16 protein-coding genes are annotated in these 16,052 nt (G+C 66.1%); 11 read left to right on the forward strand and 5 right to left on the reverse strand.

Translation table 11 applies throughout. From position 1 onward, the window contains the following. Positions 1-180: 180 nt before the first annotated feature. From AC5Y5B_RS22200 to AC5Y5B_RS22210, 3 genes are all read right to left on the reverse strand, one after another. Complete coding sequence (locus AC5Y5B_RS22200) at positions 181-999, reverse strand: mycofactocin-coupled SDR family oxidoreductase (RefSeq protein WP_500006678.1); 819 nt, start codon at positions 997-999, stop codon at positions 181-183. Position 1,000: 1 nt separating this feature from the next. Beyond that, positions 1,001-2,083, reverse strand: a complete 1,083-nt coding sequence (locus AC5Y5B_RS22205) for an NAD(P)H-dependent amine dehydrogenase family protein (RefSeq protein WP_500006588.1) — start codon at positions 2,081-2,083, stop codon at positions 1,001-1,003. Between the two features lie 64 nt (positions 2,084-2,147). Beyond that, a complete protein-coding gene (locus AC5Y5B_RS22210) occupies positions 2,148-2,936 on the reverse strand; it encodes an SDR family NAD(P)-dependent oxidoreductase (RefSeq protein ID WP_500006590.1) in 789 nt (262 codons plus the stop codon). Between the two features lie 206 nt (positions 2,937-3,142). On the opposite strand from AC5Y5B_RS22210, the gene AC5Y5B_RS22215 reads away from it, so the two are divergent. After that, positions 3,143-3,742, forward strand: a complete 600-nt coding sequence (locus AC5Y5B_RS22215) for a TetR family transcriptional regulator (protein ID WP_112631278.1) — start codon at positions 3,143-3,145, stop codon at positions 3,740-3,742. 10 nt (positions 3,743-3,752) lie between these two features. Here the strand turns inward: AC5Y5B_RS22215 and AC5Y5B_RS22220 are convergent, their stop codons facing one another. Further along, a complete protein-coding gene (locus AC5Y5B_RS22220; protein ID WP_500006591.1) occupies positions 3,753-4,856 on the reverse strand; it encodes an NAD(P)H-dependent amine dehydrogenase family protein in 1,104 nt (367 codons plus the stop codon). Between the two features lie 287 nt (positions 4,857-5,143). Here AC5Y5B_RS22220 and AC5Y5B_RS22225 point away from each other — a divergent pair, with 287 nt between their 5' ends. The 10 genes from AC5Y5B_RS22225 (at position 5,144) to AC5Y5B_RS22270 (ending at position 13,451) form a co-directional block, all read left to right on the forward strand. Then, entirely contained in the window at positions 5,144-5,890 is a 747-nt protein-coding gene (locus AC5Y5B_RS22225; RefSeq protein ID WP_500006592.1) for a hypothetical protein, read from the forward strand. A 188-nt stretch (positions 5,891-6,078) separates the two neighbouring features. Beyond that, positions 6,079-7,608 carry a nitric oxide reductase activation protein NorD gene (locus AC5Y5B_RS22230; protein ID WP_500006593.1) on the forward strand — a complete coding sequence of 510 codons (1,530 nt, stop codon included), beginning with the start codon at positions 6,079-6,081 and terminating at the stop codon, positions 7,606-7,608. A gap of 22 nt (positions 7,609-7,630) precedes the next feature. Then, positions 7,631-8,431 (forward strand): CbbQ/NirQ/NorQ/GpvN family protein, encoded by an 801-nt coding sequence (locus tag AC5Y5B_RS22235; protein ID WP_500006594.1) that lies wholly within the window; start codon positions 7,631-7,633, stop codon positions 8,429-8,431. A gap of 14 nt (positions 8,432-8,445) precedes the next feature. Further along, the gene (locus tag AC5Y5B_RS22240; protein ID WP_255360762.1) at positions 8,446-8,574 is read left to right on the forward strand and encodes a hypothetical protein; all 129 of its coding nucleotides are present in this window, start codon (positions 8,446-8,448) and stop codon (positions 8,572-8,574) included. Next, positions 8,571-9,284, forward strand: a complete 714-nt coding sequence (locus tag AC5Y5B_RS22245) for a hypothetical protein (protein ID WP_500006596.1) — start codon at positions 8,571-8,573, stop codon at positions 9,282-9,284. Before AC5Y5B_RS22240 ends, AC5Y5B_RS22245 begins: the two co-directional genes overlap by 4 nt. 14 nt (positions 9,285-9,298) lie before the next feature. Next, positions 9,299-9,739, forward strand: coding sequence for a hypothetical protein (locus tag AC5Y5B_RS22250; protein WP_500006598.1), 441 nt, complete (start codon positions 9,299-9,301; stop codon positions 9,737-9,739). Further along, a complete protein-coding gene (locus tag AC5Y5B_RS22255) occupies positions 9,736-10,794 on the forward strand; it encodes an NAD(P)H-dependent amine dehydrogenase family protein (RefSeq protein ID WP_500006601.1) in 1,059 nt (352 codons plus the stop codon). The genes AC5Y5B_RS22250 and AC5Y5B_RS22255 overlap by 4 nt, the downstream gene beginning before the upstream one ends. A gap of 9 nt (positions 10,795-10,803) precedes the next feature. After that, the gene (locus AC5Y5B_RS22260; RefSeq protein WP_500006605.1) at positions 10,804-11,220 is read left to right on the forward strand and encodes a hypothetical protein; all 417 of its coding nucleotides are present in this window, start codon (positions 10,804-10,806) and stop codon (positions 11,218-11,220) included. Positions 11,221-11,231: 11 nt separating this feature from the next. After that, a complete protein-coding gene (locus tag AC5Y5B_RS22265; protein WP_500006607.1) occupies positions 11,232-12,191 on the forward strand; it encodes an SDR family NAD(P)-dependent oxidoreductase in 960 nt (319 codons plus the stop codon). A gap of 24 nt (positions 12,192-12,215) precedes the next feature. Further along, positions 12,216-13,451: a cytochrome P450 gene (locus AC5Y5B_RS22270; protein ID WP_500006611.1), complete on the forward strand. Its 1,236-nt coding sequence runs from the start codon at positions 12,216-12,218 to the stop codon at positions 13,449-13,451. Here AC5Y5B_RS22270 and AC5Y5B_RS22275 read toward each other — a convergent pair. Then, complete coding sequence (locus AC5Y5B_RS22275; RefSeq protein WP_500006613.1) at positions 13,448-16,045, reverse strand: sugar epimerase family protein; 2,598 nt, start codon at positions 16,043-16,045, stop codon at positions 13,448-13,450. The genes AC5Y5B_RS22270 and AC5Y5B_RS22275 overlap by 4 nt on opposite strands. Between the last annotated feature and the right edge of the window lie 7 nt (positions 16,046-16,052).

Here is a 16,052-nt window from a genome sequence, read left to right on the forward strand (position 1 = left end):
GGTGAGCTCAGCTAGTTGTATCCCTTACCGCGCGCGTGGGCGGCGTGAACGCGCAAACTCCGGCCGCCGAACCAATGTTCATCTGGCAGCCCAGCCTATGGGCTCGCGGCGAGATCGGTAAGGGCATGCGCTTTCCAGCGGCGCGTCGTCGTGCGGTGCGGCCTCGATGAGGCCGACTGTCTAGTTGATGGTCACTCCCGCATCGACCTTGAACTCCAGCCCCGTTACATACCTGGACTCGTCCGACAGCAGGAACAGCACGGCGTTACTGACGTCGACCGGCTCGACGGCCGGGGTGGGCATCGCGTTGACGAAGATGGGAATCAGATCGGACCGTTGCTCGCCCAGCAGCGGTCCGAACGACGGTGGAACCATTCCGGTGGGAACGCCGGTGGGAAGCACGGTGTTGACGCGCACGTTCTGTGCCGCCAGTTCGTTGGCCAAGGCCAGCGTCAGACCGACGACGCCGTGCTTGGCCGCCGTGTAGGGCGTCTGCAGGGGAAATCCCTTGCTGGCACCGGCCGAGCTGACGTTGACCAGGCTGCCTCCGCCCTGGTCGAGCAAGTGGGGTATCGCGGCCGCGCACGTGTTCCACACTCCGATGAGGTTGATGTCGACCACCGTGCGCCATTGGTCAGCGGTGGTCCGGTCCCACGAGGCGACCGTGAGGACACCGGCGTTGGCCACCGCGCCATCGAGCCCTCCGAGTTCGCCGACGCCGTCGTCGACAGCGGACCGCAGTCGTGCCTCGTCACGAACGTCGACGATGCCGCTCACGCAGCGGCGCCCGAAACTCCTTACCAATTCCACCGTTTCGGCCAAGTCATCCTCGGTGGCCAAGGGATATTCGATCTGGGGCAAAGATTCACAAATATCGAGCAGGATGACGTCGGCACCCTCCTGCGCAAGCCGCAGCGCGTGACTGCGTCCCAGGCCGCGGGCGGCCCCGGTGACCAGAATGCGTTTCCCGGCAACGCGTCCGGGGGCCGAGGCCGTCAGGTCAGTGCCCGTTCCACATCAGGCCCCGCATCGTTGCGGACAGCGGGATATCCTCCACGCCGATCAACCCCTGCGGCGCGCGGCACACCCAATCGATCGCGTTGACGGCCCGGCCGGCCGTCGAGATGCAGCCGGCATCAGTGGAATCGAAGAGGGGATGCGACACGTGGGTGTTGATTTCGACCCGCGGTTCGCCCTCCACGACGACCCGATGAACCCCGGTGTGGCCCTCGGGCGGGAATTCCCAATCGGGCGCGGCGGCCTGAGTGAGCCGGGTGACGTGCTCGAGGGTGATGACCGGTTCGCCGTCGCGCACCCCCTCGGTGGCGAACCGCACCGCCGCCATCTGTCCGGGCTGCACCGTCATCATGGTGCAGTCGATTCGCTCGGGGGTGTACCAGGGTTCGCAGCGCTGGCGCACGTCGTCGAGCTTGATGTCGAGATGGTCCGCCAGGCTTCGGACCTGACCACCCCACATCGCCACGATCACGCCGGGCAGGAACATCATCGCTGGGTCGTCGTCCGGCGTCGACCCGAACCCCATTGCGGCACCGGTGAACTCGGCGTCATCGTAGTTTCCGTAATCGAAGATCTCCTGCACCGTGATCGAGGAAACCCGGGTGGTCAGGCTCGCCGCCGCGTGCACCAGCGTATCGCCGGAGAAACCGGGGTCGATGCCGTTGACGTACAACGACGCGTTGCCGGCCGCGCAGGCGCGCTCCAGGGGCTCTCGCAACCAGTCGTCGGCGTGGCGAGGCGTGACCAGCCAGACCATCGACGTACCAACGACGTTGGTGCCCGCCCTGAGGAACGTGGCCATCTGTTCGATGGCCTCCATCGGCCGAGTCTCGCCCTGAGATGTGTACACAACGCAGTCGGCACCGAGGGCCACCAAGGCGTCGATGTCGTCGGTGGCGATGACGCCGGTCGGCTCGTCCAGTCCGCACAGCTGCGCCGCATCCCGGCCGATCTTCTGGCTGCTCGCGGCGTGCACGCCGACCAGCTCGAGATCGGGTCTGCCGATGATGGCTCGCAGCGAATGCCGGCCCACGTTACCGGTGGAGAATTGAATGACTCTGCGCATCGTTACCCTCGTCCTTCCGGCGGTGGGTGATGACCCATCATGACGCGTTCGATCACCGCGCAGGTCAGTAATCGGGTATCGGCAGCGGCGAATTGTTCGAATCGATGCCGCCGTCGACGTGGAACGTCGCGTTGGTCGCGTAACAGTCGCGGGTGGACAGGTACACCGCAAGCCGTCCGAGATCCTCGACGTCACCCAGCCGATGCAGCGGGGTGGCCTCCTGCATCTTCTCCAGCGACCCGGGCATCAGATCCAGGCTGCCCTTCAGGCCGTCGGTGGCGAAGGACCCCAGGGCGATGGCGTTGACGCGAATCTTCGGGGCAAGTTCCTGCGCCATGGCGCGGGTCAGCGCTTCCAGGCCACCCTTGGCAACGCAATAGGCGGTCAGCGCCCGTATGCCGAATCGCGCCGAGCCCGATGAGATGTTGATGATGGAACCGTGTCCGGCGCTGAGCATGTGCGGTGCCACGAGCTGACTCATGATGAAGGCCGACGTCACACACCAATCGAACGTGTGCCGGAAGTCTTCGTCGGTGATGTCGAGGAATCGCGCGTAGGTCGACCCGCCGACATTGTTGACCAGAATGTCGATGCGGCCGAGGCGCTCCATGGCCGTGTGCACCACCCGCTCCGAATCCGGACGACTCATCGCGTCCGCGACGAGCGCCAGCCCCTTGCCACCGGCGTCCTCGATACCCTCAATCGTCCCAACGATATCCGCCTCGGTCCGCGCGGTTCCGACTACCGTGGCACCCGCCTCCGCCAGCACCCGGGCGATGCCCGCCCCCACACCCTTCCCCGCTCCCGTGACGATCGCGACCTGTCCGTCCAGCCTGAACTGCTCCAATGCCATGCCGGCTCCTCCGATGTGCGGTGTGGTGCGGCTTCAATCTATGGAGCCTACTGACTAAAGTCAACGAGTTCGCAGTGTGCGAGATCCCGCGCAGTGCGAAGATCCCACTAAGACAAGTTGTGCAAGCCTTTTTGACCGGGACACGGCATACTGATCAGGTCAGCCTCGTAACCCTGACATGAGTCAGGTCAACCGTGAGGAAAGCAATGGCTGTGACGGACCGGCTGTCGGCACGAGAAGCGAAGCGCCTGCAGACGCGGGAGCGTCTGATGGGAGCCGCAATCGGTGAGTTCGCCCGCGCCGGAATGGCCGAGGCAGACGTGGGCGCCATCGTGGCCGCGGCGGGCGTCGCCCACGGGACGTTCTTCTTCCACTTCCCCACCAAGGAGCACGTGCTGCTGGAGCTGGAGCGCCGCGAAGAGGACCGCATCGCCAAGCAGTTCGCGCAATTCCTGAAGTCCAAACACGATCTCGCTTCGGCGTTGAACGAGGCGGTCCGATTGGTCGTCGGATTGGAACGCCGCCTGGGTGATCGGCTCTTCAATGACTTTCTCGCGCTGCACTTCTCCCAAACCCGTCCGCAGACCGAAGACGGCAGGGATCACCCGCTGATCGTCTTGGTCGCCCAAGAGATCGCGCAGGCCCAAGAGCGGGGCGAGACGGACGCGGACGTCGATCCCATGAACAGCGCGGTGTTCTTCTTGCTGGGTCTCTACGCGTTGTTGATCACCACCAACCACTGGCCCACTGGGCACGCGCTGCTGGAAGACTATGTCGCGAGGACGTTGCGAAGCCTGAAGCCATGACTCGTCGGCGTCAGTGCCGTATCACGCCACGCAGCGGCATCAGCCCGAGTTCGTTGTGGGACATGAATCCCGGCGGGGCGTCACAGACCGCGGGAATGGCGTTCGCGGGGCCCATCGCGGTCCAGGTGTAGCCGGGCAGCGCGTAGCCGCCGTTCGGATCCTGCGCCCCCTGCAGGATCAGCTCGGTGGACGAATCGCCCTCGATCACTATGCGGTAGTGGTAATGCTGAGGCCAATCCTCTTGCGGTTCAATGGCATCGAAGGAATCAATCGTGTAGATCTCGTGAAAGATCACCAAAGGCTTGCCGTCCACCCAAGCCGTCCACTTGTGATGCTGGCGGGCGACCGTGCCCTTCTTGATCACGCCCTTGAAGCCCGACATGTCGCTGGTCTCTTTTCCTTCGAAGGGGATGTCGCGCGTGGCGTGCCCTAGCTCCACCTCAGTCGTATATCTCTCGACCGTCTTACCCATTCCCTCCACAACCAAAGCCATCGACTGTGCGAACAATGGCCATGCCTGTCCCAACAGGTTCGGGCCGTCCTCAAACCCGGCCGGATCGCTGCCCATTCCCATCTCGTACAGGTACTTCAGCGTGTCCCGACCGAAGTTCACCACCTCGTAGATGTGAATCGCATCGATCTGACTGACGATTCGGGCCAACGTCAGCACGAGCAGGTCCCCGGCAAAGCCGGGGTTGACACCACCCGCATGAAACGACGTCCCGCCCTCGTGGCACGCCGCATCGATCTTGTCGATGTCGGCCTTGCTGTGCTCGGTTCGATACCACCAGGCGCCGCCGGACGCGACGACGTTCTTGCCCCCACGCAGTAGGCGGCACACCTCATCGGGGTCAGACCAGAGCGGCGCATAGAACACACAATCGGCGTCGAGCGCCTCGATGGCAGCCTTGTCGGTGGTCGCCAGCACCCCGGTCGGCGCTTTGCCGCAGAGTTCGCCGGCGTCCTTGCCCACCTTCTCCGGGCGATTGCACAGCACTCCGACCAGTTCATAGGCGGGGTTATGGACGAAATGACGGAGCGCTATCGTGCCGACATTGCCCACGCCCCATTGGATTACGCGATATTTTTTCTCGGCCGCCGGCCTGGTTGTCATCGCTACTCCTCTGCATGGCCACAAGGGCTGAGCGCTCGCTGAGCGTAGGCGCCGCTCGAATGCCGTGTCAACGATTAGCAGCTGACTTTTGTCAGTAATGTCGCCCTGCGCCGCTAGGCAGCGGGTGCCACGCGACCGGCCGGATCCGCCTGATACTCGGCCAGACAGCAGCGCGGGTCGGCCGGGCGAGGTGGCTAGCCGCCCACGCCTCACAAGCGCCACCGCGCACTTATGCTGACTAGAGTCAGCCTGTTATAGTGGGCCGGTCCAATCAGCGGGGAGGGTTCGTGAATCTGCCGAGGCTGCATCAGCGCAATGCCGGCAGTGCGGGCGCCACCGCCGGATCGAGCGGCGCTCCCCCAACGGGTCTGAGCCTCGACGAACATCTGGACCGTTCGCAGCTCGCGCAGCGCCAGGCCGACAAATGGCTCATCTCCGGCAGTCTGCTGATCGGCACCGCGGCCCTCGGCGTCTTCGGGTTGCCGCTGTTTCTCTGGGGCGTGCGGTTGCTGCGCCGGGCCCAGCGCGATGGCCTCTCCGTCCGGCCGATGCTGGTCACACTGCTGGGTTACCTCGTCATCATCGACGCCGCCATCAACACCGTCGGATGGGCCCTCGACCTGGTGGCCAACCACACGATCCTGGCGCGGGTGTTGCTCAACGGGTGGGGCAACATGTTCGACGCCGGCTACTTCTGGCACTACAACGAGCTGTGGGTCGGCGGCGCGGCGGGCCCCGGCGAGAAGGCCCTGGAAGTCGGACTCATCCTGACCGTCTTCACCATGCGCATCGCGGCCGCCATCGGTTTCCTGCAGATGAAGCGGTGGGGGCATCAGTGGATGATCGTCACCTGCTGGATGGGGGTGGTCATCTGGATCACCTACGTCTTCAACATGACCATGTTCGCCGACGTGCGCTTCGCCGGCGTCGTGCTGCCGGTTGTCGGTTGGTGGCTCTACGACATCTTCTACATCACCCCGTTCCTGGCCATCCCCTATCTGCACACCGTCAACCGCGAACTCTTCTCCGATTGACATGCGCGAGCTGAAATCCACTCCGCCACCGAGGAAGTCACATCATGGGCTATCTATGGGAAATCCTTCGCTATGTCGCCGCCTGGGGCGGCACCGGTCTGATCATCTGGTTCTGGTACTGGCTGTTCTCCAACATCGGCACGTTCTGAACCGCGGCCCGCTCCTCCACGACGCGCGGGATTCGGCCCATGGCTGACCATTCCGAAGGACACGCGATGTCACTGGAACGGGCTTGCTCCGTCACGGCGGTCGCGCTCAGTGACCAACGCCGCGACGGCGCGCGGCTGGTCACCGGCGGACGACGCGGATTCGGGGTGAACGCGGCCCTCACGTTCGTCCACGTCCCCTACCCCGTACCGCCTGACTGGACGCGGCGGACCCTGACTTGCGGCGTGGCGCTGCAGTGTTCGCCGTCGAAAGAAAGAGTCACCGCATTTCGCCTCAACGAGCTGACCGCCCGCGAGCTGTCCGCGCTCACGCTTATCGAGGCCGGCGTGGCGCTGGGCTGGATAGCGTCGCGGTGGCCGGGCCTGCTCTCCGAGTTCCAACGGCTCCTTGCCGACCTCCCACCCGAGGCCGCCGATATGGACGGCGCCGAGATGCTCAACCGGGCAATTGCATTGGCGGCCAGCGGCGAGGCATTACCGATTCATCCGCTGCTGGGCACCTTGCCGCTGGCGTACACGGCGCCGCACGGATTGGCCGACAGGTTGCGACGCAGCTTCGGCAGGATGCCATGGACCACAACGCAAAAGCGACTGCCGCGGCCGTACTCGGTTCCTGTCGGCGGCGACGGAGGCGTCCGCAACCCCAACCTGCCGCCGCCCAGCCGGCCCCAGGACAACGACCTCGACGTCACGCCCGAACACCGGCCCGGCATTCCCTATCCCGAATGGAACATGTGGACACAGCGATTCATGCGCGACCATGTCGCGGTCGTCGAGCACGTCGATGGCCGGCACGCCGGCCGTCCGGTGCCGGTAGCGGTCGACGTGCGTAGGTGGTTCGAGGAACACACCCACCGTGCGATGACCAACCGTCTCGAAGACGGGTCCGACCTCGACGTCGACCAATACGTCAATCACTACATCGATCTCGCCACCGGCGAGGCAAAGGAGCCCAAGGTGTTCCGCGATCTGCTGCCCAGCAGCCGCGACGTCACCACGGCCTTGTTGCTCGACGGCAGCTCGTCGCTGGGGGTGCACGGTGGCCGGGTGTTCGCGCTGGAATTGTCCTGCGCCGATGCGCTTTCCCGCGCCATGACGGTGGCCCACGAACGCCACGGCATCTTCGTGTTCACCGGCAACACCCGTCATCGGGTCGAAGTCCGCTGCCTCAAGGACTTCGACCACCGCCGCTTCGTGCCATCGAGCGCGCTGGGATTGGCCACCCGCGGATACACCAGACTCGGTGCGCCACTTCGGCATTTGACGAGCCGGCTGCTGGCACAGGCCGGCGAGCGCCGCCTGCTGATCGTCATCGGCGACGGACTGATCTCCGACGAGGGCTACGAGGGCCGGTATGCCTGGGCGGACGCCGCGCACGCCGTCGAGGAGGCCAACGAGGCCGGGGTGTCGATCTACTACGTCGGCGTGGGACCGACCCGCGTCGATCCCCTTCCCGAGGTGTTCGGCCCTCGCCGGTCGCAACGGATCCGGCGCATCGAGGAGCTGCCCCGGGTACTGGCCCACGTCCATCGCGAACTGGTCGCGGCATGAACACCGACCGGCGGAGGAAGAGATGACGACCGAAACATATTTCGCCAACGGCAACGAAGTTCAGCTGTTCGAGCAGGCCTTCCACCGGCGTATCCCGGTGATGCTCACCGGCCCGACCGGGTGCGGCAAGACCCGCTTCGTCGAGCACATGGGCTCGCTGCTGCAGCGGCCCGTGGTCACCATCAGCTGCCACGACGACCTCACCAGTTCCGATCTCGTCGGCCGGTTCATGGTGACCGGCGGCGACGTCGTCTGGACGGACGGCCCGTTGACCCGAGCGGTCAAAGCCGGTGCGATCTGCTACCTCGACGAAGTCGTCGAGGCCCGCCATGACTCGTTGGCGATCCTGCATTCGCTCACCGACCACCGGCGGTCGCTGTACCTGGATCGCGCCGGTGAGGTGGTGAAAGCGCCCGAGGAGTTCATGCTGGTCTGTTCGTACAACCCGGCCTACCGCAGCTCGCTCAAGGAGCTCAAACCGTCGTTCCGGCAGCGGTTCGCGACGCTGACGATGCGGTATCTGCCGCCCGACCGGGAGGCCGAGGTGATCGTCGCCGAATCCGGAATTCCGCTGGCCACAGCGAGGCGACTGGTCGGCTGCGCGGTCGCGATCCGCACCGCAGACCAAGCCTTCCACTTCGAGCCGCCATCGACCAGGGTGCTGGTCACGGCGGCCCACCTGATCGCTGCCGGCGCAACCGAATTGGATGCGGCCGAGGCGTGCATACTCGCGCCGCTGAGCACCGACGGCGCGGTCACCGACGGCCTTCGCGAAGTCGCGGCCGCCAGCCTGGGGACCGCGGACGCACCGAGCAGTTCGTAGAAAGGAGCAACGGCATGGACCGCCAAGAGGAGAAGCGCAAGAGGGCGCTCATCGTCTTCCAGATCTTCATCTACGGCTACCTGCTGGCGATGTTCGGGATCCAGCTCTACATGTCGTTCGCGCGGGGGTGGTGGGATCTGTGAATCTCCCCTTGCTGAAACGACATTCAGCCGGTGCCGAGGCGTCGGTCGGCCTCGAGGATCACCACGACGAATCGCGCCAGGCCCAGCGCCGCGCCGACAAGTGGATGATCGTCGGCGCCGCCCTGATGGGCATGTGGGCGCCGGGCCTGATCGGCTTGCCCATCTTCATGCGTGGGGTGTGGCTGCAACGCCAGGCCCTGCGCGCCGGACTGTCGGTCCGGCCCATGATCGTCACCCTGATCGGCTACCTGACCCTGATCGACGGGATGCTCAACAGCCTGGGCTGGGCGTTGGACCTGGTCGCCAACCACACCCTGATCAACAGGGTGCTGATGGTCGGCTGGGGCAACATGTTCGACGCCGGCTACTTCTGGCACTACAACGAGCTGTGGGTCGGCGGCGCGGCGGGTCCGGGCGAAAAGGCCTATGTGGCCGGCCTGATCCTCACGGTCTTCTCGATGCGGGTGGCCGCCGCGATCGGGTTTTTACAGATGAAGCGGTGGGGCCATCAGTGGATGGTCGTCACCTGCTGGATGGGGGTGGTGATCTGGTCGGCATACGTGTTCAACATGACCATGTTCGCCGACGTGCGCTACGCCGGTGTCGTTTTCCCGGTCATCGGCTGGTGGCTCTACGACATCTTCTACATCACCCCCTTCCTCGCCATCCCCTATCTGCACACCGTCAACCGCGAAATCTTCTCCGACTAGCAAGGAGTAGTGCCATGACAAGCCCTCCCGTACCGGCGTCCGCCGAAGACAAAGACCCGAGCACCGAGCTCGAGCCGGGGACGACGCCGTACTACGCGCGGATGCACAAATGGATCAAGCGCGCCGTGTTGGTGTGCCTGGTGGCCCTGGTGATCGAGGGTGCCTTCACGCTGCCGTTCATGGCGGTCTACTACGGCTACCCGACCCTGAGCCTCACCCAGATCTGCAGTGAGCTGCTCAAGATCCGTTACTCCAACGACACTTTGGAGTGCAAGTACCCCTACCCGCCGTTCGGGCCGCCCGAGGGCGCCGAAGGCAAAGCCACCGCGCAGGACGTCTGGGGCATCCAGCCGATACCGAAGTATCACCGGCTGGGGTTCCGCGAACTCGTCAAGATCCACAACGACAGGCTGGCTCGCCAAGCCGCCCAACAGCATCCCGCTGCGCACTCGTGACCTATCGGGTCGTGCAGTGGACGACGGGTAACGTCGGTAAGAGTTCGGTCAAGGCCATCGCCGCCAACCCGGCGCTCGAGCTCGTCGGGTGCTACGCCTGGTCGCCGGACAAGGCCGGGCGTGATGTCGGCGAGCTGTGCGGGATCGAACCGCTCAATGTCAAGGCCACCAACGACATTGAGGCGCTGCTCGCGCTGAAGCCGGACTGTGTGGTCTACAACCCGATGTTCGCCGACGTCGACGAGCTGGTCCGCATCCTGGGCGCGGGCATCAACGTGGTGGGCACCGCCGGGTTCATCACCGGGCACTACCTCGGCGCCGGCCGCGGCCGCATCGAACGAGCCTGCGCGGACGGCGGGTCAACCATCTTCGGCAGCGGCATCAACCCGGGCTTCATCCAACTCTTCGCCATCGTCTCGGCGGGGCTTTCGGACCGGGTGGACAAGGTCTCCATGCTCGAATCCGTCGACACCACGATCTACAATTCGCCCGCCACCGAGATACCCATGGGCTTCGGCTATCCCATCGATCTACCGGACCTCCCGGCCATCACCAAGAAGGGCTCCGGCATCTTCCGCGACGGCGTATTCCTGATCGCCGAGGCGTTGGGCGCCGAGCTCGACGACGTGCGGTGCGAAGTCGACTACGCCCAAACCACCGAGGATCTGGACCTTCCCGGCGACTGGACGATCAAAAAGGGATGCGTCGCCGGCGTGGACGTCCGTTGGAAAGGGATTGTCGCGGATCGCGAGATCATCGAAATCCGCGGGCGATGGCGCAAGGGTCAATCGCTGGATCCGGATTGGCCGCTGGACATGGGCTACACGATCGAGGTGCAGGGCCAGCCGACGATCAAGACCACGCTGAGTTTCCTTCCGCCGCCAGACTTTGCGGGCCAGACGCTGGAGGACTACATCATGCTGGGTCTCACCATCACCGCGATGCCGGCGATCACCGCGATACCCGCCGTCGTCGCAGCGCCCCCCGGCATCGTCACCTACAACGACCTGCCACTGCTACTTCCGCGCGGAGTCCTGTGCGCCGATTCTCGATAGGAAACTCCGATGCCTGAAGAACCCTCGCTCCATCACGTCGTGTTCGCGGTGGCACCGGAACGACATGCCGCCGCGACACAGATGTTCACCGATCTCGGATTCGTCTTCGAGCCCCTGCAGCTGGCCGCGCTCGGCCTGGACATCCATCTCGACTGGAATCGGGGCATCGAACTGATCAGCCCGATCCCCGGGTCGACCGGCGAGGTCGCCGTCTCGGTGACGGCGTTCCTCGAGCGTCACGGTGACGGCGTGTTCACCGTGGTGATCGGCGTTCCGGAAGCCGCCATGGCCGACGCCGTCGCCGAGCGTTACGGCGCGACAACGCGATTCCGGCAGCGCATGGAGGGCGAGGGCACCTACCTCGACGAACACGACGTGTCGATCCTGGGCCTGCCACTGACATTCCTGGCGACCAATATTCCGTGATTGGAGACGGCATGGGCGAGCTTCGCTTTGACGGAAGGGTCGCGATCGTCACCGGCGCCGGGGGTCAGGAGCCGAGCCTGGGGCGATCGCACGCCAAGCTGCTCGCCGAGCGGGGAGCCAAGGTCGTCGTCAACGACCTCGGCGTCGGGCCCGATGGGCGAAGCCTCCTGCGCGCCAACGCCGAACAGGTGGCGGCTGAAATTTGCGCGGCGGGTGGTGAGGCTGTCGCGGACCAGCACAGCGTCGCCGATCAGGACGGTGCGCGTCGGGTCGTCGAGACCGCGCTGGACGCGTGGGGTCGCCTCGACATTCTGGTGAACAATGCCGGCGTTTGCTTCATGGCGCACTTCGACGAGATTTCCGACGCCGACATCCGCAACGTCATCGACGTGCATCTGATGGGAACCGTGTGGATGTGCCGGGCAGCCTGGCCGCACATGCGGGACGCCGGTTACGGCCGCATCGTTAACACGACGTCCGGGGCGATGTTCGGGCTGGAGAACCTGTCCATCTACGGTGCCGCCAAGGGCGGAATCTTCGGGCTGACACGCGGTCTCGCGGTCGAAGGGGCACCGCTCGGCATCAAGGTCAACGCGTTAGGGCCTGCGGCCAACACCAGCGCCGTGCGGCATTTCAACAACCCGTCCGCCTTTACCAAGCTGATGGAGGATCACTTTCCGACGGGCCTGGTCTCACCCGTGGTGGCCTTTCTTGTCCACGAGAGCTGCCCGTTATCCGGTGCCAACCTCGAGGCGGGCGGCGGAAACGTGGGCATCCGGGTGTTCGGCCAGACCACCGGCCACTACGACTCCGAGCTCACCCTCGAAAAGGTACGGGACAACCTGGCCACGATCGTCGACACCGCCACGGCGAGGTTGATGCCGGATCTGGCGAATTCCGGGGAGCTGGCCCCGGGTGAGGCCATATCGGCGCCGATCGAAGTACTACCAAAGCGCTACCAGCCGAACTGATTTCGGCCCGAGGAGGACAGCACAATGAGCGTCGACACCGCGACACCCAACGTCTTCGACGCCGACCTTCCGACGCTGCACTATGACATCACCGACACCGTGCACCAGGTCGCCCCGCGGATCCACGAGGCGCGCAAGCGGTCCCCGATAGCCATCGGGCCGTTGGGACCCGAGGTGCTCGGCTACGAACTCGCCCGCGGGATACTTCGCGACCCGCGGTTCGTTTTCCCGCCCGGGATGCACATGACCGCTCGGGGGATAACCTCCGGCCCCCTCTATGACCGGGTCCTCGGCACCATCCTGGGCATGGAAGGCGAGGAACATCGACGGCTGCGCGGCCTGGTGTCCAAGGCCTTCACGCCGCGGGCGTCCGCGCGCATGGAAGACACCATCGACACGGTGATCAACGAGTTGATCGACCAGGTTGCCTCAGGTGGCCGAGCCGGCCGATGTGATTTCGTCGCCGACATCGCCCGCCCCTACCCGATCCCGATCATCTGCGCGCTGTTGGGCGCGCCCCCCGAGGACTGGGAGCGGTTTTCCCTCTGGGCCGAGGACATTTTCAAAATCGTCAGGTTCGACTCGGACCTGGCGAACGAGCAGCACATCGTGATGCGGGCGTGGGACGAGTTCGACTCCTACATCGACAACATGATCACCGAACGACGGAGCCGGTTGACCGACGACTTGATCTCCGAATTGATCCGCGCCCAGGACGGCGGCGACCGGCTGAGCAACGCGGAAATGCGGATGCTGGCGTTCAGCATCCTGAGCGCCGGCACGGACACCACGCGCAACCAACTGGCCGCGTGCATGCACGCGCTGTGTGATCACCCCGACCAACTGGCGATGCTGCGCGACAATCCCGGCCTGGCGATGCGCGCCGTCGAGGAATGCATGCGCCATTCACCCGCGGTCTGCACCACCCTGCGCACCGTCCTGGACGACGTCACGTTCGCGGAGTACACGTTTCCGGCCGGCACCTTCATTTCGGTGAATACCTTTGCGGCCAACTGTGATCCAGAGGTCTATCCATACCCGGACCGGTTCGACATCACCCGCGAGGACCCCCCGCCCATCCTGACGTTCGGCGGCGGCGCCCACTATTGCCTTGGCGCCAACCTCGCCCGAACGGAACTCGCCGGAGCGCTCAAAGTCATCGCCCGGCGCATGACCGCCCCGCGTCGCGTGGCCACGGCGCACTGGAAGCCGATGCTGGGCCTGAGCGGGCCGGTGGACCTGAAGATCGAGTTCGACTAGCTCAGCGCGTCGTCCGCGGCCAGCTCGAGCACCCGGATCTCCCCGGTGGCGCCGTCGACCTCCACCATGGCTCCCGGCGGCAGCGCCTTGGTGGCCCCCTGAACGTCGACGACACACGGGAACCCGAATTCGCGGGCCACCACCGCGGCGTGCGACATCGGCCCGCCGAGTTCGGTGACAACGGCGGCGGCGTAGCAGAACGCCGCGGTGTACCCGACGTCGGTCACCTCCGCGACCAGCACCTCGCCGGGTTGCAGCTCGTCGATCGTCTCGGGCCGCACGATCCGCACCCGGCCGCGCACCCGTCCGCCGCATACGCCGACGCCACGCAAGATGTCCCCACTGGCCAGCGCGTCCGATGAGGTCGCGGTCGGCTGCCAGCTCCCGCTGAAGACCGTCGGCGGCGCCACCGAGACCAGCCGGCGTTGTTCGGCGCGGCGGCGGGCCACCAGCGCGCCGACGTCCGCCGGGAGGGCGTCGAGTTCGTCGACGAGCAGATAGAAGACGTCGTCGGCCGCGGTGAACACCCCGGCCTCGACCGACCTGCGGCCGTATTCGCGAAGCAGCGTGCGCAGCACCCAGTTCGCCCGCACCACCTTGTCGCGGCGGACCTCACGGTCGCGCAGTTGCTGGGTGGCAAGTACGGCAACCGGCTTGGCGTGCAACGGAATCCGGGGGCGCTGGGGCTGCGCCGCGGACGGCGCGCTCATCGCTCGGGTCACCATCCGCACGAGCAGCTCGGGGTCGTCGGCGTAGCTGGTCGACAGCATCTCGAGCTCGGCCGGACCGCGGTGACCGATGAGCGCCAGCTCGTCGAGCAGGGCGGCATGGAATTCCGGCGCCTCGACGGCGAGCTTGTCCAGCCGGTCCCCCGGTTCGGCCAGCAGCGCCCTCACTTTCGGATCGCGCTGCGCGGCGACCACCAGCCGCTGCATCGCCTCGACGGAGCGCGCGCTGACCAATTCCGGTCCGCCGGGCGCGGCGATGTCTCGCCCGCATAAACCGCGCAGCAGCACGTTGAACGCGGCGCACAACAGGAACGAGCCCGCCGCCAGCACCCAGCCGTGCACCACCTGGTCACGCGCCAGGGTGATCAGGCTCAGCAGCCGACGATCGTCGAGCCCGCCGAGGTCGCCGTCGGTCAGGCGCTCCAGGCGATCGACATCGGCGACGAACTCTCGGGTGTCCAGGCCCGCACCGGCGGACAGCCCGATCAGATTGACGCCGAACACGCCGATGTTGCGGATGGTCCGCAGTTGCTTGCGAATTCGGCCGGTGTCGGCGTGTGGACGTTCCTCACCGAAGATCGGCAGGGCGGCCATGCTTGGGCCGAAGAACCCGCTGTTGCTCACCACCGTCGTGGGCTTGACGAAAGGCACCGTCTCGGCCATGAAGTGCGCGGTCGTGATGGCGCCGTACAGCCGGTGGGCAAACACCGCGACCATGCGCATCGCGATTTCGCGCTGGATCGTCCCGCCGGGCCGCAACCGCTCCGCGACGCACACGGCGCTGGCCCGCAGCCCACGCACCGTCGCCGATGCCGACGCCGGCGAAAACGGGCCAGGCAGTGCCTCGGACAAATTGGTGGCCAGAAACGTGGGAAAGCGCGGGTCGATCGGTGTGTCGAATTCCCCGTTATCCCCGGCTGCGCCCGCCCAGACGGGCTTGACGCCGTCGCCGCTCGGCGCGTCGACCGAAGGCAGGTCCTGAATGTTGGCCAGCCGCCAGGGCAGCGATACCACCCGAGTGCCCACGGTCACCCGGCCGCGCACCGCCAGCGCGAAATCCTGGACACATTCGCCCGCTTCCCACGCCGGCCGGAACGCCCATGCGTCGGCCAGCCGCGCGGTCTCCATAAGCGCGGCCCCGCGCACCAGCCGCAGCTCCGCCGGCTCGGGGCCGACGCGCACGACTGGGCGGCGTAGCGCGGCGGCGACTTGGCGGAAGGTCAGTTCGCCCGAAGCGGCCAGATTCACCGGCCCTCCGGCGATGTCGGCTTCCACGATGGCGCGGTTGAACAGCCGCAGCGCGTCGTCGAGGTGGACGACCTGCATGCGGCGATCGCCCGACCGGTCGACAAACGCCGGTAACGCCAGCAGGCGACGCACCCAGTTATCGACGCTGCGGCCCAGAATGAGCGCCGAGCGGACCGCGACCCATTCCACGCCCGATTCCGCCAGCATCTGTTCGACTCGGGCCTTGAATCGGCCTTCGGCGCTGACCGGAGTCATGGCCTCATGTTCGGCCCTCGGCACGTCACCCCCGCCGTACACGTGGGCCGACGACGCGAACACGATTCGCCTGGAACCGGTCTCGGCCATCGCGTCGAGCACGTTGCGGGTGCCACCGATGTTCACCTGGTCGTCGTCTCCGGAACCCGTCGCCCACGCGAAGTGCGCGACGACGTCGGCGCCGGCCAGGGCGCGTCGGACAGCGTCGGCGTCGCGGATGTCCGCCACGACGAAATCCGCTGCGCCCGGCCAGCTTTCGGGACGAGAGCGGGCGATGCCCGCGACGTCGTGGCCCTGGCTGAGCAGCCTCATGGCGAGGCCCCGGCCGAGCACGCCGCCGGCCCCCGTGACCGCGATTCTCACGTCATGC

Source organism: Mycobacterium sp. NGS33, assembly GCF_059812885.1.